The organism is Flavobacterium sp. KMS, assembly GCF_000813005.1.
Classification (GTDB): domain Bacteria; phylum Bacteroidota; class Bacteroidia; order Flavobacteriales; family Flavobacteriaceae; genus Flavobacterium.
Map to the genome: position 1 here is coordinate 220,589 of NZ_JSYP01000002.1, position 24,016 is coordinate 244,604.

The window sequence follows — 24,016 nt, forward strand, 5'->3', positions numbered from 1 at the left end:
AAATCAACCCTTTAGTTGTAAATTTGACAAAAAATGCGATTAAAAATAGCAATTAGATTATTATTAATACTTAATTTTGCACCACTAAAAAACAACACTTTTACTACTATATGAAAACAGATGCTTTTGCTTTAAGACACATTGGCCCGAGAGAAACCGACCATCAACAAATGTTGAAAACAATTGGAGTTGAATCTATTGAACAACTCGTTTATGAAACGCTTCCAGATGACATTCGTTTAAAAGCACCGTTAAACTTAGATCCTGCAATGACAGAATATGAGTTTTCAAATCACATACACCAACTAGGAAATAAAAATAAGGTTTTTAAATCATATATTGGTTTAGGATACAACCAAGCTATTGTTCCAGCTGTAATTCAAAGAAATGTTTTTGAAAACCCAGGATGGTACACAGCATATACACCTTACCAAGCTGAAATAGCTCAAGGTCGTTTAGAGGCAATTCTTAATTTCCAAACTACAGTTATTGAATTAACTGGAATGGAAATTGCCAATGCATCATTATTAGATGAGGCAACTGCTGCTGCTGAGGCAATGGCACTTTTATTTGATGTAAGATCAAGAGATCAAAAGAAAAACGAAATCAATAAGTTTTTCGTTTCCGAAGAAATTTTACCACAAACATTATCGGTTTTACAAACTCGTGCAACACCTATCGGGGTTGAACTAGTTATTGGTAACCACGAAACATTCGATTTTTCAACAGCATATTTTGGAGCAATTCTTCAATATCCTGGAAAATACGGACAAGTTCATGATTATGCTGCCTTTATCGCTAAAGCAAAAGAAAACGAAATAAAAGTTGCTGTTGCTGCCGATATTTTAAGCTTAGCAAAATTGACTCCTCCGGGAGAAATAGGTGCTGCAGTTGTTGTAGGAACTACACAACGTTTTGGTATTCCGTTAGGATATGGTGGACCACACGCTGCTTATTTTGCAACAAAAGACGAATACAAACGAAGCATGCCAGGACGTATCATTGGAGTTACAATTGATACTAATGGAAACCGTGCTTTACGTATGGCATTACAAACACGTGAGCAACACATAAAACGTGATAAAGCAACTTCAAACATTTGTACTGCACAGGTTTTATTATCTGTAATGGCGGGAATGTATGCAGTATATCACGGACCAAGAGGATTGCAATACATCGCAGACAAAGTTCACGCTGCATCTGCAACACTTGCTAATGAGTTGAAAAAATTAGGCGTAGAACAAACTAATACTGCATTCTTTGATACTATCGTTGTAAAAGCCGATGCTAAAAAAGTACGTACAATTGCAGAACAAAACGAAATTAACTTTTACTACATCGACGATAACACAATTTCTATTTCATTAAACGAAACAGTAAGTGTTGCCGAAGTAAACGAAATCATTTCAGTTTTTGCTACAGCTACAAATAAACAAGCTGCAACAATAGATAGCTTAACAAATACAAATCATTTCCCAGAGCATTTAAAAAGAACATCATCATTTTTAGAACATGATGTTTTCAATAAATATCATTCAGAAACAGCTTTGATGCGTTACATCAAAATGCTAGAACGTAAAGATTTAGCTTTAAATCACTCGATGATTTCTCTAGGCTCATGTACAATGAAACTGAATGCAGCTTCTGAAATGTTGCCATTAAGCAGCCCGCAATGGAACAACATTCACCCTTTTGCTCCGCTTGATCAAGCACAAGGATATCAGGAAATGTTGAAAAAACTTGAAGAGCAATTAAATGTTATCACAGGATTTGCAGGAACAACTTTGCAACCAAACTCTGGTGCACAAGGAGAGTACGCAGGACTTATGGTTATTCGTGCATATCACCAATCAAAAGGTGATCACCACAGAAACATTGCTTTAATTCCATCATCGGCACACGGAACAAATCCTGCTTCGGCTGCAATGGCTGGAATGAAAGTTATCGTTACAAAAACATTAGAAAACGGAAACATCGACGTAGAAGATTTACGTGAAAAAGCAATTCTACATAAAGACAACCTTTCTTGTTTAATGGTAACTTACCCATCTACTCATGGAGTTTATGAAAGTGCTATTAAAGAAATCACACAATTAATCCACGATAACGGAGGTCAGGTTTATATGGATGGTGCAAACATGAACGCTCAGGTTGGATTAACAAATCCTGCTACAATTGGAGCCGACGTTTGTCACTTAAACTTACACAAAACATTTGCAATCCCTCACGGTGGTGGTGGACCAGGAGTTGGACCAATTTGCGTTGCTCCACAATTAGTTCCATTTTTACCAGGAAACCCAGTTATTGCAACTGGAGGAGATCATGCTATTACAGCTATTTCTGCAGCTCCTTGGGGTTCAGCATTAGTTTGTTTAATCTCTTACGGATACATCTCGATGTTAGGAGCCGAAGGTTTAAAGAGCGCTACACAACATGCAATTTTAAATGCTAACTACATCAAAGAAAAATTAAGTGGTCATTACGACACTTTATATTCTGGAGAAATGGGTCGTGCAGCTCATGAGATGATCTTAGAATGTCGTCCTTTTAAACAAAAAGGAATTGAAGTAACTGATATCGCAAAACGTTTAATGGATTATGGTTTCCACGCACCAACAGTTTCTTTCCCAGTTGCAGGAACTTTAATGATTGAACCTACAGAAAGTGAAAACTTAGAAGAATTAGACCGTTTTTGTGAAGCTATGATCTCTATTCGTAAAGAAATCGAAGCTTCGACTATCGAAGATAAAAACAATGTCTTAAAAAATTCTCCACATACATTAGCAATGCTTACTACCGATGTTTGGGATTTCCCATACACAAGAGAGCAAGCAGCTTTCCCATTAGATTATATAGCCGAAAACAAATTCTGGCCAACTGTACGCAGAGCCGATGATGCTTTTGGAGATAGAAATCTAGTTTGTAGTTGTGCTCCTATTGAGGCCTACATGGAAGAGTAAAATAATATAATTTACGCATTGTAACCCTTTTAGTTTCTATACTAAAAGGGTTATTTTTTTTTAGTCAATCGCTACATCTTCAGTTCTATTGCTATTTTACAATCAGAAGGCATTGCAAAAATATACCTACATTATTTTTTAACATATTCAAAAAATAATATACCTTTATTAACTCATTTAAACCAAAAAAAATAACATGAAGAAAACTTTACTTACATTATGTTCATTCATAATTTTATCATCAATTAGTTGCTCATCAGATAAAGATGAGGAAACTATTAAAAAAGATGAAAATGTTACTCAGCCACAAACTCAAAAAATTGTCTTAAACATTTCGGATGCCAAAAGTCTGGTTATACTAGAAAATTCTCCATCTGGTAAGAACCTCGCTACAGGGACAAATTTATTTAAAGTCACTGCTGATGGCGCATATCTACCAGTGAATTTTACCAATAAAGATGGTTCAGCTACAAGCACTAACCCAATAGTAACCAGTGCAAAAAACTTAAATTCAACTTACGTTTTACTTACAGGAGATTTTAATTATCCTAACGAAAAAGGAGAATTAGTACACTACTCAAGTATATTAGTTAGAAAAACTGATGGGGCAATTTATAATTTCGGAACTGATAGTGTTTTAGCTACTAACGGACTAGGCGACAATTCAGTAAAAAGTGATGCCCAAGGCAATATATATTACCGTTATGGTGGTAAAATTAATAAGCTATCCTTAAGTAATCCCGAAAACATTCAGAGAATTGATTACTTACCAAGCGGTCAAGCCCCTTCTGCTTTTGAGGTTGACGCAAATGGAAATTGTATCTATAGATACGGACAAAGTAAGGGAGTTACAAGCTCAAACGGCACAAATGACATTCGCATAAGAAAAGCAAATGGCGGAATCTATGAAGTTAAAATAGAGGGAAGAGATAACAAAGAATTTTGGTTAGGTAATAATGGTAAATTTTATTTTATTACTTACACATGGGATAATAACTATTTGCCAAAAATTCATCAAATAGACATAGATGGCGACAATATTAGCACCAAAATTGTATGGTCACCTAGTGGACCTGAAAGTTTCGACGGAGTTGGACATATGTTTCTACAATCTGGTCAAGGTTCCTATATAATCAAAAAAGAAAAATCAGTTGTTTTTATAGATACGTATTACAATTGGGGTAATATGGATTGGGAATTCTACGAAGACGATAATTCAGTTGAAAACATACAATTACCACGTATTGAACAAGGTGCAAAAATCGTATATTCAAAAGAATACTATTATATAGCCACAAAAACAGATTTATACAAGGTAAATTTAAACACTCATGATTACACAAAGCTAACCACTTCAGGAGAATTTGAAGTTTATACTATTAGTGTTGATGCCAATGATAAAGTACAATTTAGCGCTTTAAGGTTAAAAGATGGCAAAAAGATTTTTGCAGAAATTAGCAAAGAAGGAACTTTAAAAACAATCGATGAAGAAATCAACAGAAAAGCTATTGTTCTTGAAAGAATTAATTAATAAAATCGTATTCAACGAGAGCTTATAAAACAAAATATATTCCTACAAATGCCTCGATTAATCGGGGCATTTTTTTTGAAGTAATGAAATATTTTTAAAATAAATTTTCAAATAGTCCCAATTTACTCAATAAAAAATTCAAAAATTCACAGCAATAATTAACAAATAACCAATTATTCCCATAAAATAGAAATTATTCTATAATTATATGCATGCATAGTAAATATTATAGTTGTAATTATTATTTTATTTCTAAATTAGCCTAAATTATTTTGGAAAACTGTATAATGAAAATAAAAATAACAGGAATAGGTAGCTATATTCCGCAGAAAGAAATAAAGAATACGGATTTTGATAAACATGTATTTTTAAACGAAGACGGAACTCCTTTTGGCTACCCAAACGAGGTTGTCATTAATAAATTCAAAGGTATAACAGGAATTGAGAACAGACGTTATGCCGAAGATCAATATACTTCATCTGATTTAGCATTCTTTGCTTCACAAAAAGCAATCGAAAATGCCAAAATCGACCCAGAAACTCTTGATTATATTATTTTCGCACACAATTTTGGTGATGTAAAATACGGGACAACCCAATCTGATATTTTACCGAGTTTAGCAACGCGTGTAAAAAACAAACTAGGTATAAAAAACCCAAAATGTGTTGCTTACGATATCTTATTTGGATGTCCAGGATGGATAGAAGGCGTGCTACAAGCAAATGCTTTTATCAAATCTGGCATGGCAAAACGTTGTTTAGTTATTGGAGCTGAAACTCTTTCCAGAGTTGTAGATGATCACGATAGAGATTCTATGATTTATTCAGATGGAGCTGGAGCATCAGTAATCGAAGCTTCAGATGATGAAACTGGATTATTATCATACGAAAGTGCTACTTATGCAAATGAAGAAGCTGGATATTTATACTTCGGAAAATCGTACAATCCCGATTTAGATCCTGACACGAAATACATTAAAATGTATGGTCGCAAGATATATGAATTTGCATTAAGCCAAGTTCCTGCAGCTATGAAAAGTTGTTTAGACAAAAGCGGAATTGCTATCGATGATGTGAAGAAAATTCTAATTCATCAGGCAAACGAAAAAATGGACGAAGCAATTATCAATCGTTTTTACAAATTACACGGCAAAACTCCACCAGAAAACATCATGCCTATGTGCATTCATGATTTAGGAAATAGCAGTGTAGCAACCGTTCCAACGCTTTATGACCTTTTAATACAAGGGAAATTAGAAAATCATGAAATCAACAAAGGCGACGTTGTAATTTTTGCTTCAGTTGGAGCTGGAATGAACGTAAATGCATTTGTATACAGATATTAGTTTATTTTCAGTTACAATATTTAGTCGCAGTTTACAGTATGTTAAACTGATCACTGCGACTGAAAACTAAAAAGTCCGCATTTTAAAATGCGGACTTTTTAGTATATTTGCACCCTAATTAAAACTAAGAACGACAGATTGCTTCGTTCCTCGCAATAACTATGTACGAAAAAACATTTCCGAATAAAAGATTCAAACATACTTTAGAATTTTTAAAAAAGCACATCACAACATCCGAAACCGTTTTGGATTTAGGAGTTGAAAATCCGTTTTCAAAGATCATGAAAGCTGAAGGTTTTAAAGTAAAAAATACTACAGGAGAAGATTTAGATATCGACCAAACCGTATTTGCTACCGAAAAACAAGATGTGGTTACTGCTTTCGAAATCTTCGAACATTTGCTAAACCCATTCACCATCTTAAACGAAATAAAATCAGATAAGCTATTCATCTCGATTCCGATGCGTTTATGGTTCTCACCAGCATATCGTAGTAAAACGGATATGTGGGACAGACACTATCATGAATTTGAAGATTGGCAATTAGACTGGCTTCTTGAAAAAACAGGTTGGAAAATCATCGATAGACAAAAATGGACTAATCCGGTAAAAAAATTCGGAATTCGTCCTTTGTTACGAAGCTTTACCAATAGATATTATATTGTTTACGCAGAAAAAAGCCCCCTAACCCCCAAAGGGGGAATAAAATAGTTTTGAACAAATTTCACAAAATGAACAACTCTAACTCACAAAATTCGTCAAGCTCCCCCTTTGGGGGCTGGGGGGCTTACTACATTGTCATACCGGCACATAACGAGCAAGAATTAATTGGCTTAACGTTGCAATCTTTGATATCGCAAACTGTTTTGCCCAAAAAAATTGTTGTAGTCAATGATAATTCGACCGATAAAACGGGAGAAATTGTACTGGATTATGCCAAAGAAAACCCATATATCTCATTGGTAAACAAAACCTCGAGTGCTATACATTTGCCAGGAAGCAAAGTAATCCAAGCATTTCATAAAGGATTTGAAACTCTCGATGATGATTATGATATCATTGTAAAAATAGATGGAGATTTAATTTTTCCTCCCAACTATTTCGAAACCATTATTTCTCACTTTCAATCCGACCCAAAAATTGGAATGGCAGGAGGATTTTGCTACATAGAAAAAAATGGAGATTGGATATTAGAAAATCTAACAGATAAAGATCATATTCGTGGTGCGCTAAAAGCCTACCGAAAAGAAACTTTTCAGCAAATTGGCGGTTTAAGAGCGGCAATGGGTTGGGACACGGTAGACGAATTACTTTGTAAATATTACGATTGGAAAATAGTTACCGATTCTTCTCTACACGTAAAACACCTTAAACCAACAGGTGCAAACTACAACAAAACTGCCCGTTATAAACAAGGCGAAGCTTTTTATACTTTAGGGTATGGTTTTTGGATCACCGCAATTGCTTCTGCAAAATTGGCAATGATGAAGAAAAAACCACTACTATTCTTTGATTACATTAAAGGATTCCTAAAAGCAAAAAAAGCAAAAACACCATTATTGGTAACCGATGCACAAGCAAAATTCATTCGAAATTATCGTTTGAAAAAAATGAAAGAAAAGCTTTTTTAGTTCAAGCAATCAAAAAAACTATAAAATCTAAACCGTAAACTGGCAACTATTTTCGTAATTTAGCCCATATTCGTAAAAACTATGATGCTCATTCGTTATTTATCCCAAATAGGAAGATACTTCTTGATGCTTAAAGAAATTTTCAACAAACAAACCAAATGGTCTGTGATGAAAAAACTAATCTTTAAAGAAATTGATGACTTAATTATTGATTCCCTTGGTATTGTTTGTTTCATTTCATTCTTCGTAGGAGGAGTTGTTGCAATACAAACTGCATTAAACTTAACAAACCCATTAATTCCTAAATACTTAATTGGTTTTGCAACCAGACAATCTGTAATTTTAGAATTTGCCCCAACATTTATTTCTGTTATTATGGCAGGAAAAATGGGATCTTTCATTACATCAAGTATAGGAACTATGCGTGTTACAGAGCAAATCGATGCACTGGAAGTTATGGGAGTAAACTCATTAAACTATCTTGTTTTTCCTAAAATTATCGCTTTACTATTGTATCCTTTTGTAATCGGAATCAGTATGTTCCTAGGTATTTTTGGTGGTTGGCTAGCTGGAGTTTACGGCGGGTTTACAACGAGTGATGATTTTATAATGGGAGCACAAATGGAATTTATTCCGTTTCATATTACATATGCATTTATTAAAACCATAATTTTTGCCATGTTATTGGCAACTATACCGTCTTTTCATGGTTATTATATGAAGGGTGGCGCACTAGAAGTAGGAAAAGCAAGTACAGTAGCTTTCGTTTGGACATCTGTATCGATTATCCTTTTTAATTATATACTAACACAATTGTTATTAGGCTCATGATAGAAGTAAAAAACATAGAAAAATCATTTGGCGACAGCAAAGTACTTAAAGGTGTTTCGACCGTGTTTGAAACTGGAAAAACAAACCTAATCATTGGGCAAAGTGGATCTGGAAAAACGGTATTATTAAAAAGCTTATTAGGTATTCATACTCCAGATTCTGGAACAATTGAGTTTGATGGTAGAGTTTATTCAGAACTAGAACCAGATGAAAAAAGAGAATTACGTACAGAAATCGGAATGGTATTTCAGGGAAGTGCTTTATTTGACTCCATGACTGTTGCCGAAAATGTAGCTTTCCCACTTAGAATGTTTACCAAAGACACTGGTTCTAAAATTCAAGACCGTGTAGATTTTGTTTTAAAAAGGGTAAATCTAATTGATGCACATAAAAAATTACCTTCAGAAATTTCTGGAGGGATGCAAAAACGTGTGGCTATTGCCCGCGCCATTGTAAACAACCCTAAATATTTATTTTGTGATGAACCAAACTCTGGTTTGGATCCAAATACTTCGACTTTGATTGATAATTTAATTAAAGAAATTACCGAAGAATATAATATTACCACTGTAATTAACACGCACGATATGAACTCTGTGATGGAAATTGGTGAGAATATTTTATTCTTAAAAAATGGAGTAAAAGAATGGCAGGGAACAAAAGAAGAAATTTTCGTAACCGATAATAAAGCTATTGTCGAATTTGTTTATTCTTCAAATTTATTCAAGAAAGTAAGAGAAGCTTATTTAAAAGGATAAGACCTTTTAAAGTACAATATAAAAAATCCCAAATTTCAATCTTAACAAAATTGGAATTTGGGATTTTTTATATTCGATGGTTTTAATCAACAATATCAGTCCTTAGTGAGCAACAACTCAACTTCGGCATTTGGATTAAAAAGATAGGTCCTTCCTGAGCTTATTTCTAAACATTCAAAGCGTTTAGTTCTTACAGCAATTTTCTTAAAGATTTTTCCGTTATGAATTCTGAAAACACTGCCGTATGGAATTTCAAAAATATAATTCTTATCGTTCTGCTTGTCGTATTGTTTCAAAGCCAATGACAAAGTAGTATCAGTATCACTACTTGCCGTAGGGTTCTTAAAATGCCTCGCCAGCAATGGTAATAAGTGACTAGGAAATATCTCCGGACGTATAAACGGAACCATCAATCGCTGAAAAGAATATTTCCATTCATTCCCATGAGGTTTAATTTTTCTTCCGAACTTTTCGAACGCAACCAAATGCGAAATCTCATGAATTAACGTTATCAAAAACTTGTATTGATTCAAGCTTGAGTTTACAGTAATTTCATGTTTACCACTTGGCCCTTTTCTATAATCTCCATGTCGAGTTTGTCTTTCGTTTACAATTTTAAGATGTACACGATTATCAACAATGAGTTCAAAGACAGGCTTTACGGCATGTTCGGGGATGTATCTTGCTAAAGTTTCGCTCAAAACAGTTTTAATTATAAATTATGAATTATTAGTTATAAGTTTTCTTTGAGATAATATCACGCTTAGTAATACTTTCACTCATAATTCAAAACTTATAACTTATAATTAACTACGGATTAGTAGAAGAAACTTCTAATACTTTTCCGTTAAAATATTTATTGCCATTTAATGTAAAATCATAAATATAAGTTGCCATTCCGTTAGCCGAAATTGGCGCTTGATATCCTGGAAAAGCTTCTTGCAACATTTCTGTCTGAACAGAACCTAATGCCAAAACATTAAATGAGATTCCTTTTTCTTTATATTCTTCTGCCAATAATTCCGATAACGTAATTACTGCACCTTTACTAGAACTATAAGCAGCAAGTCCAGCAAATTTAAGACTTCCACGAACTCCTCCTATAGAACTTATTGTTACCACATGACTTCCTTTTTGAAGATATGGTAAACAAACTCTTGTAAGATTTGCTACTGCAAAAACATTCACTTTATAAATGCTTTCAAAATCTGCCTGAGTAGTTTCAGCAAAAGGTTTTAAAAGCAAACTTCCTGCATTATGCACTAAAGCATCAACTTTTTTCCAAGTCGAAGAAAGAAAATCCTCTACTTTATATAATTCAGATTCATTAGATAAATCAATAGAAAGACAAGTAACATTAGAATGTTCCAAAAGCAATTGAGGAATTTTTCTGGAAATAGCTAATACCTGATGTCCAGCATTTGCAAATTGCAAAGCAAGTTCATACCCTATCCCTCTACTCGTTCCTGTTATAATAATATTTTTCATGTAGCAAAAATAAGGAAAACCGATAAAAAAGCATAGTTTATTTAGTCATCAAAATTTCTTTTGTTGGAGAACTTGCCATATGAGTCACTGCAGGCAACAATTCCTGAATAAATGAAGTCATATGAGGAATATCCATTACTTTAAATTCATCTGAAACATGATGATAAAATTCAAAATTTTCAAAATCGAATGTACTTATCGACTGACAAGGAACTTTAAATGCTTCGAAAAAGGGAAAATTATCTGATCTAAAAAACAGCTGATATTCGGCTTCTTTAGGTAAGAATCCAATAGTTTTATCTCCTGTATATTCATTGATTTTAGTCGCCATATTCGATTTATCAAAACCAGTAATATAGGCTAAGAAGTCACGTTTCATTGGCACACCAATCATTTCTATATTTAACTGCGTGTATAAATTGAAGTTTTTAGCTTTAAGTTTTTTTGCCAAATGTTTAGAACCCAAAAGCCCTTTTTCTTCTCCTGCAAAAAACACAAAAAGTACGCTTCGTTTATTCGATTTGGTCTCACTAAAATACTTAGCCATTTCGGCAACAGCAGTAACTCCAGAAGCATCATCGTTTGCTCCGTTATTTATAAAATCGCCATTAAGTCCTTTTTTATCAATCCCAATATGATCATAATGCGCGCTCAAAATCACAAATTCATTTTTTAGTTTTGCATCAGTCCCTTCTAAATATCCAACAATGTTATATGCTGGAGTTTTAAATGTAGATAAAGTATCACGATAAGAGGAGAAATAAGGTTTTATCTTATTCGTTTTAAAGAAATCTTCCAGATAAATAGCCGCTGTTTCTATTCCCTTAGTTCCAGTTTCTCTACCTTCTAATTCATCCGAAGAAAGATATTTTAAAACCGATGAAACATCATTCTCTTTTACTTTATAAGTAATTTCTAACTTAGAAGCTGTTTGCGTAGTTTCGGTTTTAACTGTTGTATTAGATTTACATCCAAAAAAAATAAAAGGAAATAAAAGTATTAGTTTTTTCATTATTCAAGATTTGGTTCGTTGAGATTATAAAGTTTTCAATTACAATTCTAAAAAATGAGTAACTCCTAAAAACATAGTTACCCTCTTAGTTGTAAATATAATTATTTTTTATTGCAAAAAGAAAACCCTTTCAAAGCCGAAAGCCGAAAGGGTTTTTAATATAATTTAAGGATACAATTATCCTGCGATAACTGCTCTAGAAATCACTATTTTTTGGATTTCAGAAGTTCCTTCATAAATCTGTGTAATTTTTGCATCACGCATAAAACGCTCAACATGGTATTCTTTTACATATCCGTTTCCACCATGAATTTGTACTGCTTCAACAGCCGTATCCATTGCAACTTGCGAAGCAAATAATTTTGCCATAGCACCACTTACATCGTAATTATTATGTTGGTCTTTATCCCAAGCTGCTTTCATACAAAGATGACGCGCTGCTTCGATATTTACCGCCATATCTGCTAATTTAAAAGCAATAGCTTGGTGATTGCAAATTTCAGTTCCAAAAGCTTTACGTTCTTTCGAATATTTTAATGCAAGTTCATAAGCACCAGAAGCAATTCCTAAAGCTTGAGAAGCAATACCAATTCTTCCTCCAGCCAATGTTTTCATGGCAAATTTAAATCCAAATCCGTCTTCACCAATTCGGTTTTCTTTAGGTACTTTAACATCACTAAACATTAATGAGTGTGTATCTGAACCACGAATTCCCATTTTTTGCTCCTTAGGACCAACAGAAAAACCTGGCATGTCTTTGGTCATGATCAAAGCATTGATTCCTTTATGTTTTTTCTCAGCATGAGTTTGTACAATTACAATATAAACCGATGCAGTATTACCATTAGTAATCCAGTTTTTAGTACCATTTACTAAATAATGATCACCCATATCTATTCCTGAAGTTTTTTGCGATGTAGCATCACTACCAGCTTCAGGCTCACTTAAGCAAAATGCACCGTGAATTTCTCCAGAAGCTAATCCTGGTAAGTATTTTTGTTTTTGTTCTTCGGTACCAAAAGCCTGAAGTCCCCAACAAACTAGTGAATTATTTACCGACATTACTACAGAAGCCGAAGCATCAACTTTCGAAATTTCTTCCATAGCAATTACGTATGAAATCGTGTCTAAACCACTTCCTCCGTATTTAGGATCAACCATCATTCCCATGAATCCGAGTTGTCCCATTTTTTTTATTTGTTCCGTAGGGAAAATTTGCTTTTCGTCTCTTTCTATCACACCTGGTAACAATTCGTTTTGAGCAAAATCTCTAGCAGCTTGTTGAATCATTAAGTGCTCTTCGGTAAGATTAAAATCCATAGTATTATAAAATAAAAGTTGCTTTTTGTTAAAAAAATATATCCAAAGGTACTTTTTTATACTGAAATTTTCAATTTTGACTTGCATTTTTGACTAAAGAAAAAATACCACTATATCGTTATCGTAATGATATCAAGAACTTCGCTCAATCTCACTAGTTTAGCAACTCTTAAATTTTTATTAAAGAACTCAGAAATAGCTATCAAAATTTCTAGAAACAGGGACAATTAAAAATAAGATTTAATTTAAAAAACGCCATTCAAAAGCATTAAACTTTTAAAGCAAGTATATATAATTACAACTCACAATAATTTCAGATTTCAGCTTAAGAGATAAAGTAAAAATCATGAGTAAGGTTAACAAACTGTAACCAAAAAATTTCGAAAATATGTTTTTCGAAGAAAAAAACGAGTCGATTACTCCAATTTCCCTCCACAAAAAGTCATTTTTAATCAAATTAGAAACATCAAAAAATAAGATAATTCAGCAAATATTTTCATTTCATAAACAACTAGCTGCCAAAACAATAACTTTCAAATAGACATTTTCTTACATAAGTGGTTTTCGTAAAAAATACATCGCTTTTCATATAAAAATATAGAAATTAAAAGTATTTTTGTCAAAATCACATAAATTACAAGAATATGAAAAACTTATTACTATTACTTACTGTAATTTTAACTTTGCAATTCACAGATGCAACTGCTCAAAAAGCTTTCGACATTGATGGTGTTATAGTTCCCAGAACAATGCAATTTCAAAGCAAAACTTTATCCTTAAATGGTGCTGGCGGAAGATCAAAAATGTGGTTAGAGGTATATGTTCAAGCATTATATTTATCTCAATTAAGCCAGGATCCGAAATTTATTATTGATAGTGATACCGAAATGGCTATTCGTATTGAAATTACCTCTTCGATGGTATCATCAAACAAATTAACAAAAGCCATGAATAGTGGTTTCGAAAAATCTGCTGGAGATAATCTGGAAGCATTACGCCCAAGAATCGAACAATTTAAAAGTTTCTTAAGTGATGAAATCACACAAAAAGATGTTTTTAAACTTATCTACTCTCCTATCGACTCTTCAGTTTGGGTATATAAGAATGATGTCCTTAAAGGAAAAGTTCAAGGTTTTGACTTCAAAAAAGCACTTTTCGGAATTTGGTTATCTGATAAACCTGCTGATGAAAAATTAAAAAATCAACTATTAGGTAAATAATTATCTTCATTACCTAGATTAAAAAAGCTCCAGTAAACAGATTATTTGGAGCAATATTTTCATGCCTACTAAATAAGCCCCACAAAAAAAGCATTCCTAAAACAAGTAATTAGTTTTTACAATAAATTGCATGCTTTGCATTTCTCCCCATAAAGCCTCACTAATCTTAGGATTTGCTCTTGCAAAAAATAAAACTATTTAAAAAACTGACATACAAACTTTACCCCATAAAAAAGTCTACAGAACTATGCTAGAGAAATAGAAAATTAAAAGTAATTTTGCGAAAAATTAAAATTCAATAAAATGAAAAACTTTTTACTATCACTTACAGTAATTCTGACTTTACAATTCTCAACTGTTACAGCTCAGAAATCATTCGATGTTGAAGGTGTTATAGTTCCAAGAACAATTCAATTTCAAAACAAACCTTTATCGCTAAATGGTGCTGGTGCAAGATCAGCAATGTGGTCTGGACTATATGTACAAGCACTATACTTATCTCAATTGAGTCAAGATCCAAAATTTATTATTGATAGTGATACCGAAATGGCTATCCGAATTGAAATCACTTCTTCGTTGGTATCTGCAAAGAAACTAACCAAATCGATGGACGAAAATTTCCAGAAAACAGCTGGTGATAACATTGGAGCATTACGAACAAGAATCGAAGAATTAAAAGGCTACTTAAGCGATGAAATCACCAAAGACGATGTTTACAAACTTATTTATTCTCCTATCGACTCCTCTGTTTGGGTTTATAAAAATGAACATTTAAAAGGAAAAATTTCAGGGTTTGATTTCAAAAAAGCGCTATTCGGAATCTGGTTGTCTGAAAAACCTGCCGATGAAAAACTAAAGAATCAATTATTAGGCAAATAATCTACAAAAACAAATACAGCTTCTCTTGAAAAAGAAAACTAGAGAAGCTGCATTAAATAAAATTACCTCTTCCGAATTTCCATCAGAATACACCCTGACTTGATAATGAAATTTAGATTTTCAATAGAATTTTCACTACTAGCAATCAAATAACATAGTATTTAAACTACAAATAAATTGCTAACTTTTACAAATTACACCTTCCTGAAAAACATATGTACTTTTTACCCTATAAAAACAAACCTGTTTTTATAATTTGTATTACTGTTTACATTCTTTATTTTGGTTAGATAAAATCAATTTATTTTGCCAAAAACAAACCTCCTAATTCCTGACAACAAGACACTTAAACTTAAATAAACTTTTGTCTTTCTATTTCTTGCCATAATAAAATCAAGAAGCAAAATAGTTTTTTTAACTGATGGAACTACCTACCAAAACACTCCAAGATTATGGATTATTTCATTCTTATAACACCCTGATTTACAAATTCATAAAATTTATTAAAATCCTTAAACATAAGGCATTTCCTGAAAAACGGGACGTAAATTACTTTAAAAACATAGAAATTAGGCGTATTTTAGCAAAAATCATAAAATACCATACAATGAAAAATTTATTACTTTTATTTACATTAATTCTTACTTTCCAAATCTCAACCGTAACAGCACAAAAAACCTTTACTATAGATGGTGTTACAATTCCGAGAACAATTCAATTTCAAAGTAAAGCTTTATCGTTAAATGGCGGTGGTGGAAAATCGACAATGTGGCCAGGAACATATCTGCAAGCATTATACTTATCACAATTAAGCCAAGATTCGAAATATATTCTTGATAGTGATAGCGCAATGGCAATGCGTATTGAAGTTACTTCTTCAACAGTATCTACACCAAAATTATTAAAAGCTATAGATGATAATTTCAAAAAGACATACCCAGGCAACATAGAAACATTGCGACCTAAAATAGAAGAATTCAAAAGCTACTTTATGGGTGAAATAAGTAAAAGAAACACTTTTAAACTTGTATACTCCCCTTCTGATGCCTCTGTTTGGATCTACAAAAACAATCAGTTAAAGGGTAAAATTCCTGGATTTGAATTCAAAAAAGCACTCTTCGGAATCTGGTTATCCAAGAAGCCTGCTGATCAAAAACTAAAAGATCAATTATTAGGTAAATAATTATTTCTGAAGGTTTTTAGTTAAAAAATTAGCATAAAATAAGGCATTCGAAATATTTTACTAAATACACATTTCGCATTATCCAATTTTTTATATTTGTGAAAATTAAACATATCGCAGAAAATGAAAGATTTATTAAAGAAATTCGAAAATAAAGAACCTGAAATCGTATTCAATTGGAAAGATTCTGAAACTGAAGCCGAAGGATGGACAGTAATTAATTCTCTTCGAGGTGGGGCTGCCGGTGGTGGTACTCGTATGCGAAAAGGTTTGGATATGAACGAAGTTTTATCATTGGCAAAAACAATGGAAGTAAAATTTTCAGTTTCTGGACCTGCGATTGGTGGGGCTAAATCTGGTATTAATTTTGATCCAAATGACCCAAGAAAGAAAGGTGTTTTACAACGTTGGTACAAAGCAGTTTCTCCATTACTAAAAAGTTATTACGGAACTGGTGGGGATTTAAACGTTGATGAAATTCACGAAGTAATTCCAATGACCGAAGAATGCGGTGTTTGGCATCCACAAGAAGGAGTTTTTAACGGACACTTTAAACCTACCGAAGCTGATAAAATTAACCGAATTGGACAATTACGTCAAGGTGTTATTAAGGTAATCGAAAACCCAAAGTTCTCTCCAGATGTAACCAGAAAATATACTGTAGCCGATATGATTACAGGTTTTGGTGTTGCTGAAGCTGTTCGTCATTTTTATACTACTTATGGTGGCGATGTAAAAGGTAAGAAAGCAATCGTACAAGGTTTTGGAAATGTGGGTTCTGCAGCTGCTTTTTACTTAGCAGATATGGGAGCTAAAGTAATTGGAATCATCGACAGAGATGGTGGCTTGATAAACGAAGAAGGTTTTTCTTTTGAAGAAATCAAAGCATTATTTTTAGCAAAAGATGGTAACAAACTTGTTGCTCAAAACATGATTCCGTTTGAAGAGATTAACGAAAAGATATGGACAATTGGAGCCGAAATTTTTACTCCATGTGCAGCATCTAGATTAGTTACTCAAAATCAAATCGACGCATTAATTGCTAATGGCCTTGAAGTAATTTCTTGTGGTGCAAATGTACCTTTTGCTGATAAAGAAATCTTCTTTGGTTCTATCATGGAACAAGTAGATAGCAAAGTGAGTTTAATTCCTGACTTTATTTCTAACTGCGGAATGGCTCGTGTTTTTGCTTATTTCATGGAAAAGAAAGTACAAATGACCGATGAGGCTATTTTTAATGACACTTCAGACACTATAAAAAATGCGATACAAAAAGCGCATGCTTTAAGTGCTTCAAAAACAAATATCAGCGCAACAGCTTTTGAAATTGCACTGAAACAATTAGTATAAATTATTTTATACCATATTTTAAAACGAACCGAATCAGATTAAATCTATTTGGTTCGTTTTTTTTGTTTATAAAAAAAGGTTAGCCACAGATTTAACCACAAACTTGTCTTTCTGAGGAAAAACTTTGCGCACTTTGCGTAAACCTTAGCGCACTTTGCGGTTAATTTTTTATACCACAGATTAAAATAATTAAACGGATTTAAAAAAATTACCTTTAAAATTTCACGCAGATTTACACAGATCTAAGCAGATTTATAAAACTTTGCGTCCTTTGCGGTTAAATCACCAACTACAGATTTAAAAACTTTACGGTTAAATCCCTTACCCTCTTTGATTGTAAACAATTTTCAGTAATTTTATACGTTTTACTAATACACTTATAAAAATTCAGCATAAAAATGAGTTCACCCATTTCTTCAGACAAAAAGAAATCATTACTACTCTCTACCCTCATATATGCAACAATACTATTATTGTTGTTCTTCATTCGTTTTTGGCCACCAGCAAATGGTATGACTGAACTCGCTGGAGGTGGCGGAGGTGGTGGCGTTACCGTAAACTTTGGTGATAGCGATTTAGGCTCTGGTGCAAATTACAAAAGTGAAGTTCTGGAAGTTAAAAATCATGCAAAACAAACGCCAGTAAAATCGACTCCTGAAGAAGCAACATTATCACAAGAAAATTCTACAGAAGAAAGTGTTGTTATTCCGCAGAAAGAAAAAACTAAAAAACCGATAACTGTTACAAAACCTGACCCAAAACCTGTCGTTGTAAAACCTAAAGTTTCGAATACGACTAATGATGCTTTATCAAGCATTTTAAAAGGTTCCAACAAAGGTGGTGATGGCGATGATAAAGTTGCAGGAAACAAAGGAAAATCAAACGGAAACTTAAGCTCTAATGGTTATTACGGAACTGGAGGTTCTGGAGGTGGAACTGGCGGAGGAAACGGAACTGGTACCGGCATAGGAACAGGTAGCGGATATGGTTCTGGAAGTGGCGGAGGATCAGGAAGTGGTTCTGGTGGTGGTTCAGGTTACTCTCTTGGAAACAGAAAAGCGTTATCTAAACCAGCTCCAAACTATACGTGTAATGAAACAGGAAGAGTCGTTGTAGAAGTTTCTGTAGATAGAAACGGAAGAACCATAAGTGCTATTGCAGGAATTAAAGGAACTACAAACACAGCGAAATGTTTATTGGATCAAGCCAAAATAGCTGCCATGAATACCAAATGGGACGCTAGTAGTGATGCTCCCGAAAAACAAGTTGGTAAGATTATTTATAATTTCAATTTGAATTAAAAAACATAAGAACAACAAAAAAGGCTTTCTGATATTCAGAAAGCCTTTTTTAGTTTTATTCATCATCTTGACAATACAAGATGTGATTGCTTCGTTCCTCGCAAAGACACAGGACTGTGTTATTTAGGACTTGTTGCTATAACAAACTTAAGATTGTTTTTAACCCCTATTTGTAGCACATCTACCAAATCTTGTACTTGTAGATTAAACGGAATCCTTACGATTACCGTTTGTTCTTTATCGGTACCTAATTTAGACATTAATGTAGTTTCTAACTCTTCAAAATCTACTGGCTGTTTATCGATGTAGAATTTTTTATCTTCTGTAACCGATAAGCTTATAAATTGTTTGTTTGTTTTTTCATTTGCTTTAGCTTTAGGCAATGTCATTTTAATAACATTAGGATTTGCCAATGTAGATATAATCAAGAAAAACAACAGCAAGAAAAACATAATGTCACTTAGCGATGAAGTTGCCACCTCGGCATGAAATCTTCTTTTTCTTTTAATAGACATATCTTATGATCTTTGAATTATGTTTACAAATTCAAGTATTTGTTTCTGAATTTTTAAGGCAAAATCATCAATTTTTCCATTCAAAAGGTGGTACGCGCTATATGCGATAATACCAACAATTAAACCTGAACCACTACTAATCATTTTCTCATATAAACCTCCCGAAATATTACCAATACTAATATTCTCTGTAACCGAGATACTATAAAAGATCTTAATAACTCCCGAAATAGTACCAATAAAACCTAATGTAGGTGCAATACCTGCAATAAGTCCTAAATGACCAAGACGTCTTTCCATCTCTCCTATTTCAATATCGGCAGCACGATCCATATTCGATTCGATTTCAGCTATTGGTCTTCCTATAACCAGAACACCTTCTTTAAGAATCTTTCCTGCAGCAGTTTCATTTCTTTCTACAATACTTCTTGCCATATCCAGATTACCTGAATTAAGATTAACCCCCACATCCATCATTAATCTAGGGTCAATTTTTGAAGCTTTGCTTATGTATAAATAACGCTCGATAATAACGTAAAAAGTATAGAACAATAAGATGGCAATTGGAATCAGGAAAAATCCTCCTTTTAAAATAAATCCTAAAACAGAAATCTCTGTATTTGGTGCAATTTTTTCGATAACTACGTTAGATGCGGCATTTGCAATAGTATCCGCTTGTAATTGAATGAAGCTAAACATATATTAATTCTTGTATTTGATAATTAATTCTAAAAAATATTCCAATTTTGCAATAAAGATACTTTTCGCTGTTATATTAAACTAAAAAAAACGAAAAATATTTCAATCAACAACTATTTTACTCGAAAAAAATGAACTATCAAGAAACTACCGAATGGATGTTCAACCAACTCCCAATGTACCAACTACAAGGGGCTTCGGCATATAAAAAAGACTTAACCAATACATTACATTTGGTTGACCATTTAAACAATCCACAAAATTCATTAAAATGTATTCATGTGGCAGGAACAAACGGAAAAGGATCCACCTCTCACATGCTCGCTTCGGTATTACAAGAAGCTGGATATAAAGTAGGACTTTATACATCACCACATTTAAAAGACTTTCGCGAGCGTATTAAAATTAACGGTAAAGAAATTTCAGAAGATTTTGTTTGCGAATTTATAAGTAAACACAAAGATTTTTTTGAATCTAATGATATGAGTTTTTTCGAAATGTCTGTTGGTTTAGCATTTGATTATTTTGCTACAGCAAAAGTAGATATCGCTATTATAGAAGTAGGCTTAGGCGGAAGACTAGACGCAACCAATGTCATTACTCCATTGGTTTCTGTTATTACCAATATAGACTTAGATCATACGCAGTTTCTGGGAACTACCCCAGCAGCAATTGCAGGCGAAAAAGCGGGGATTATAAAACAAAATGTACCAGTTGTAATTGGAGAATATACTCCAGAAACAAAACCTGTTTTTTTAGCTAAAGCAAAAGAGACTCAGTCTGAAATATATTTTGCTTCTGATATTATTACCGAAGTTTACCCTTCTGATTTAATTGGAGATTATCAGCAACATAATAAAAAGACTGTTCAGGAAACCATACATATCCTGAATACTCAAAATGATTTTAAAATATCCGACGAAAATCTTAAAACTGGATTATTAAACGTCGTTACAAATACAGGTTTACAAGGAAGATGGCAACAGCTTGGCGAAAATCCTAAAATTATATGCGATACGGCTCATAACAAAAATGGCCTGGCTATAGTAATAAACCAAATCCAGAATGAAACTTACGAGAACTTACATATTGTATTGGGAGTTGTAAATGATAAAGATTTAGATTCCGTTTTACTACTATTTCCTAAAAAGGCACAATACTATTTCTGTAGTCCAAATTCCTCTCGTGGTTTAAGCACTGCTATTTTACAGGAAAATGCTAAAAAATATGATTTAATAGGTAAAACTTACGACTCTGTTTCGGATGCTTTTACGGCTGCAAAAGAAAATGCGACCAAAAATGACTTTATTTTTGTGGGAGGAAGCACATTTGTAGTCGCCGAATTGCCTTTGGATAAAGAGAAACAATAACTAGACTTATTTCTAAACCTAGTAAAAAAGCTACAAAAAACAAATTCGCTCAAAAAAACCACATATTCAAATAACTAAATATCAATCGCATAAAAACTAACTGCAAATTATTATTATATTTTATTTAAAAAAGTTTTGGTAATGCAGAAAACAGTCTTATATTTGCACTCGCAATCACATAACGATAGCAACCTAGTAAAATAGGGCGATTAGCTCAGCTGGTTCAGAGCACCTCGTTTACACCGAGGGGGTCGGGGGTTCGAACCCCTCATCGCCCACAAAGAACTCCATTAGAAATAATGGAGTTTTTTTATAGCTTACCGAGTGTCACAGATTTCAAATCTAGACTATCGGGTTCGGGGAGATACTCAAGCGGCCAACGAGGGCAGACTGTAAATCTGCTGTGTAAACTTCGCAGGTTCGAATCCTGCTCTCCCCACAAAAGGGGAAAAGAAGTGAAAAAGGCAACTTTATCAATCTTTTCAAAACCCGAAACATTAAAAAAAACCTGTAAATCGAAAGATTCACAGGTTTTTTGTTTTAAAGTACTTTACTATTGCAGGCACAGATTACAAATCCCCGCTATATCGGATCAGGTTCAAAAGTTGGGGATTAAGCAAAAAGATTAGATAATCTGAACAAGAAGAAATCTATATTTCTTACACCTCTGAATTGTGATCTAAATGCTTTAATTTTTGCATTAAAAGATTCAGCCGAAGCATTGGTACTTCTATTATCAAAATAGTTTAAGATTGACTGGTAATTAAAAGTTATGGTATTGAGCAGAATATTGAAGTTTTTAAAACCTGATTCCTCTACATTTCTATACCAATGTGCTAGTTTGGTCATAGCAATATGTTTATCGTTGTGATTATTGTAAATCCCTCGAAGTTGTTGATTTAGATTATAGGCTGTTTTTATATCTGGATATAGGTCAAAGAGTATTTGAGCTCTTTCTTTTTGGCTCTGTGTCCATTTTTCGCGAGATTTATAAAGTAAATACCTGCTTCTGGCTAATAGCTGTTTTACAGAATCTCCGTTTGATAAAAGCTGTGAAATATATGTTTTATTTTCTTTTTTTGCCTGTAATATTAATTGATTTTCAAAATCCATAGCTTCCCATCGATGTTTGATTCTGATTTCTTGTAATGCTTCCAATGCCAATTTTTGAACATGGAACCTATCGGTTACTTGTATGGCTTTTGGAAAGGCTCTCTTTGATATTAATTTCATGGAATTAGCCATATCAAGTGTTATTTCTTTTACACAAGATCTCTTTTTGTAATCAATTTTACAGAGGTGTTCTATGACCTGATCAGCTTTGGTTCCTGCAACAATAGCCACTAAGCAGCCTTTTTTGCCTTTGAATTTCTTGTTGGTTACAATTGTATAGAGTTCACCCTGAGATAAAGCTACTTCATCAATGGATAAATGAGTACCTATATTTTCGGGGTAAACAATCCACTGGTGCGCATGTTCGCGCGGAGCCCATGTACTAAAAAAGCTTAGATGTTTTTTATATTGTCTTTGAAGTTTTTTTCCATTGACTCCGAAAAAACCTCCAATGGTATGACAGTCGGTAGCGTTATTATCTATTAATTTCTTTTAAAAAAGCCGCAAACTCCTGCGTCATGCGAGTTCCTTTAGCTACTAATGCCCAATCTCTTTTTATAATTTGACCATTGGTTTTATTGGTCCAGCGGCGTCTTTTGATATGTAAATACACAAATTTGCCTCTTAATGGAAAATCCTGAATGGTAATCTCATCTTGAAAACCCTTTGATACTAATTCAAACATATCAAACTCTTGTGGAGGCTTAGCGCTCTCTTCGAAATAAAGGTGTAGTACTTCTTCTGTGTTAGTACTAGAAACTATTTCAAAGTGTTCTACTAAAAAATCAGGCAGCATAAATTTTAAAAGGTCTATAGGAGTCATCTCAAATTCTTAGATTACAAAGTTCTTATTTTATTTTGACATTCCTCCCCAGGTTTTGTTCTTGATCCCACAAAGGTTCGCAAAGTTTAATCGGATCAGGTGCAAAAGTTGGGATCAATACTAAAAGAGCATAAAGGCTTACATAAAGGTTCGTAAAGTTTAATCAATAGCTTTGTGAACCTTTGTGTTTTTTCTATTTCATTACTCTGCGGTTAAAATGGATCAATTAGTAGCTCGACAATCTAAAAAAGCTTTGTGTTAGTATCTTGTGAAAACCCTTCGTTCCTCAGGGTGACAAGACTGTGGTTGTTTTAATAGCAAAATAAGCGCAAAGGCTTACACGAAGGTTCGCAAAGTTTAATAAATAGCTTTGCAAGCCTTTGCGTTTTTTTTCTATTTCCTCACTCTGCGGTTAAAACCGGAAGTATTATTTATGCTAAAGACAGCTTTGCATCTCAGAGATTTCTGAGAAACTATTTTAAGTTTTACAAGTAAGAAATCTTTGCGAGACTCTGTGTAAACTTTGTGAAGTTTCGTGGTATAATTTTAGCGTGTTTATGGAGCGGAATCGTTTGTGAATAGTGTCTAACAGGTACAAGGGGTAAAAGTGTTTTAAAATGAATATAATGAAGTGTTCTTTCTTATGCAGGCATAAAAAAACCTGCTCGATTGAGCAGGTTTGATAAC

General features: G+C 33.3%; 21 protein-coding genes and 2 tRNA genes. 15 read left to right on the plus strand and 8 right to left on the minus strand.

Translation table 11 applies throughout. From position 1 onward, the window contains the following. Window positions 1-110: 110 nt before the first annotated feature. The 7 genes from gcvP (at window position 111) to OA93_RS03730 (ending at window position 9,056) form a co-directional block, all read left to right on the plus strand. Entirely contained in the window at window positions 111-2,960 is a 2,850-nt protein-coding gene (gene gcvP, locus OA93_RS03700; protein ID WP_039111784.1) for an aminomethyl-transferring glycine dehydrogenase, read from the plus strand. A gap of 196 nt (window positions 2,961-3,156) precedes the next feature. Further along, the gene (locus OA93_RS03705; protein WP_039111785.1) at window positions 3,157-4,491 is read left to right on the plus strand and encodes a hypothetical protein; all 1,335 of its coding nucleotides are present in this window, start codon (window positions 3,157-3,159) and stop codon (window positions 4,489-4,491) included. Between the two features lie 287 nt (window positions 4,492-4,778). Continuing rightward, complete coding sequence (locus OA93_RS03710; RefSeq protein ID WP_039111786.1) at window positions 4,779-5,837, plus strand: ketoacyl-ACP synthase III; 1,059 nt, start codon at window positions 4,779-4,781, stop codon at window positions 5,835-5,837. 161 nt (window positions 5,838-5,998) lie between these two features. Next, window positions 5,999-6,547 (plus strand): methyltransferase, encoded by a 549-nt coding sequence (locus OA93_RS03715; protein ID WP_039111787.1) that lies wholly within the window; start codon window positions 5,999-6,001, stop codon window positions 6,545-6,547. A 20-nt stretch (window positions 6,548-6,567) separates the two neighbouring features. After that, window positions 6,568-7,467, plus strand: coding sequence for a glycosyltransferase family 2 protein (locus tag OA93_RS03720; RefSeq protein WP_052259369.1), 900 nt, complete (start codon window positions 6,568-6,570; stop codon window positions 7,465-7,467). An 81-nt stretch (window positions 7,468-7,548) separates the two neighbouring features. After that, window positions 7,549-8,298, plus strand: coding sequence for an ABC transporter permease (locus OA93_RS03725; protein WP_035619715.1), 750 nt, complete (start codon window positions 7,549-7,551; stop codon window positions 8,296-8,298). Beyond that, window positions 8,295-9,056 (plus strand): ATP-binding cassette domain-containing protein, encoded by a 762-nt coding sequence (locus OA93_RS03730; protein ID WP_039111788.1) that lies wholly within the window; start codon window positions 8,295-8,297, stop codon window positions 9,054-9,056. The genes OA93_RS03725 and OA93_RS03730 overlap by 4 nt, the downstream gene beginning before the upstream one ends. A 95-nt stretch (window positions 9,057-9,151) precedes the next feature. Here OA93_RS03730 and OA93_RS03735 read toward each other — a convergent pair whose 3' ends face one another. The 4 genes from OA93_RS03735 to OA93_RS03750 all read right to left on the minus strand — a co-directional run bounded on the left by OA93_RS03735 (window position 9,152) and on the right by OA93_RS03750 (window position 12,876). After that, window positions 9,152-9,757, minus strand: coding sequence for a SprT-like domain-containing protein (locus OA93_RS03735; protein ID WP_039111789.1), 606 nt, complete (start codon window positions 9,755-9,757; stop codon window positions 9,152-9,154). A 109-nt stretch (window positions 9,758-9,866) separates the two neighbouring features. Next, window positions 9,867-10,544 (minus strand): SDR family oxidoreductase, encoded by a 678-nt coding sequence (locus OA93_RS03740; protein WP_039111790.1) that lies wholly within the window; start codon window positions 10,542-10,544, stop codon window positions 9,867-9,869. Window positions 10,545-10,581: 37 nt separating this feature from the next. Continuing rightward, window positions 10,582-11,556 carry a M20/M25/M40 family metallo-hydrolase gene (locus OA93_RS03745; protein WP_039111791.1) on the minus strand — a complete coding sequence of 325 codons (975 nt, stop codon included), beginning with the start codon at window positions 11,554-11,556 and terminating at the stop codon, window positions 10,582-10,584. A gap of 177 nt (window positions 11,557-11,733) precedes the next feature. Next, complete coding sequence (locus OA93_RS03750) at window positions 11,734-12,876, minus strand: acyl-CoA dehydrogenase family protein (protein WP_039111925.1); 1,143 nt, start codon at window positions 12,874-12,876, stop codon at window positions 11,734-11,736. A gap of 644 nt (window positions 12,877-13,520) precedes the next feature. Here OA93_RS03750 and OA93_RS03755 point away from each other — a divergent pair. From OA93_RS03755 to OA93_RS24985, 5 genes are all read left to right on the plus strand, one after another. Next, on the plus strand, window positions 13,521-14,096 hold the full coding sequence (locus tag OA93_RS03755; RefSeq protein ID WP_039111792.1) for a chalcone isomerase family protein: 576 nt from the start codon (window positions 13,521-13,523) through the stop codon (window positions 14,094-14,096). Window positions 14,097-14,399: 303 nt separating this feature from the next. Continuing rightward, window positions 14,400-14,975, plus strand: coding sequence for a chalcone isomerase family protein (locus tag OA93_RS03760; RefSeq protein WP_039111793.1), 576 nt, complete (start codon window positions 14,400-14,402; stop codon window positions 14,973-14,975). A 607-nt stretch (window positions 14,976-15,582) separates the two neighbouring features. After that, window positions 15,583-16,158 carry a chalcone isomerase family protein gene (locus OA93_RS03765; protein WP_039111926.1) on the plus strand — a complete coding sequence of 192 codons (576 nt, stop codon included), beginning with the start codon at window positions 15,583-15,585 and terminating at the stop codon, window positions 16,156-16,158. Between the two features lie 123 nt (window positions 16,159-16,281). Further along, window positions 16,282-17,508 (plus strand): Glu/Leu/Phe/Val dehydrogenase dimerization domain-containing protein, encoded by a 1,227-nt coding sequence (locus tag OA93_RS03770; protein WP_039111794.1) that lies wholly within the window; start codon window positions 16,282-16,284, stop codon window positions 17,506-17,508. A 398-nt stretch (window positions 17,509-17,906) separates the two neighbouring features. Beyond that, complete coding sequence (locus OA93_RS24985; RefSeq protein ID WP_039111795.1) at window positions 17,907-18,809, plus strand: hypothetical protein; 903 nt, start codon at window positions 17,907-17,909, stop codon at window positions 18,807-18,809. Between the two features lie 119 nt (window positions 18,810-18,928). Here the strand turns inward: OA93_RS24985 and OA93_RS03780 are convergent, their stop codons facing one another. Together OA93_RS03780 and OA93_RS03785 are read right to left on the minus strand one after the other, a co-directional pair. Continuing rightward, on the minus strand, window positions 18,929-19,324 hold the full coding sequence (locus OA93_RS03780; RefSeq protein ID WP_035619731.1) for a biopolymer transporter ExbD: 396 nt from the start codon (window positions 19,322-19,324) through the stop codon (window positions 18,929-18,931). Window positions 19,325-19,327: 3 nt separating this feature from the next. Then, complete coding sequence (locus tag OA93_RS03785) at window positions 19,328-20,023, minus strand: MotA/TolQ/ExbB proton channel family protein (protein WP_039111796.1); 696 nt, start codon at window positions 20,021-20,023, stop codon at window positions 19,328-19,330. Between the two features lie 131 nt (window positions 20,024-20,154). Between OA93_RS03785 and OA93_RS03790 the strand changes: the two genes are divergently transcribed. From OA93_RS03790 to OA93_RS03800, 3 genes are all read left to right on the plus strand, one after another. Next, window positions 20,155-21,393 carry a folylpolyglutamate synthase/dihydrofolate synthase family protein gene (locus OA93_RS03790; RefSeq protein ID WP_039111797.1) on the plus strand — a complete coding sequence of 413 codons (1,239 nt, stop codon included), beginning with the start codon at window positions 20,155-20,157 and terminating at the stop codon, window positions 21,391-21,393. Window positions 21,394-21,596: 203 nt separating this feature from the next. Further along, a tRNA-Val gene (locus tag OA93_RS03795) sits at window positions 21,597-21,671 on the plus strand. Window positions 21,672-21,751: 80 nt separating this feature from the next. Next, window positions 21,752-21,832, plus strand: a tRNA-Tyr gene (locus OA93_RS03800). A 173-nt stretch (window positions 21,833-22,005) separates the two neighbouring features. Here OA93_RS03800 and OA93_RS03810 read toward each other — a convergent pair. Together OA93_RS03810 and OA93_RS03815 are read right to left on the minus strand one after the other, a co-directional pair. Beyond that, the gene (locus OA93_RS03810; RefSeq protein ID WP_205625772.1) at window positions 22,006-22,959 is read right to left on the minus strand and encodes a transposase; all 954 of its coding nucleotides are present in this window, start codon (window positions 22,957-22,959) and stop codon (window positions 22,006-22,008) included. A gap of 22 nt (window positions 22,960-22,981) precedes the next feature. Next, window positions 22,982-23,329, minus strand: a complete 348-nt coding sequence (locus OA93_RS03815; RefSeq protein WP_039111800.1) for a hypothetical protein — start codon at window positions 23,327-23,329, stop codon at window positions 22,982-22,984. Window positions 23,330-24,016 lie beyond the last annotated feature (687 nt).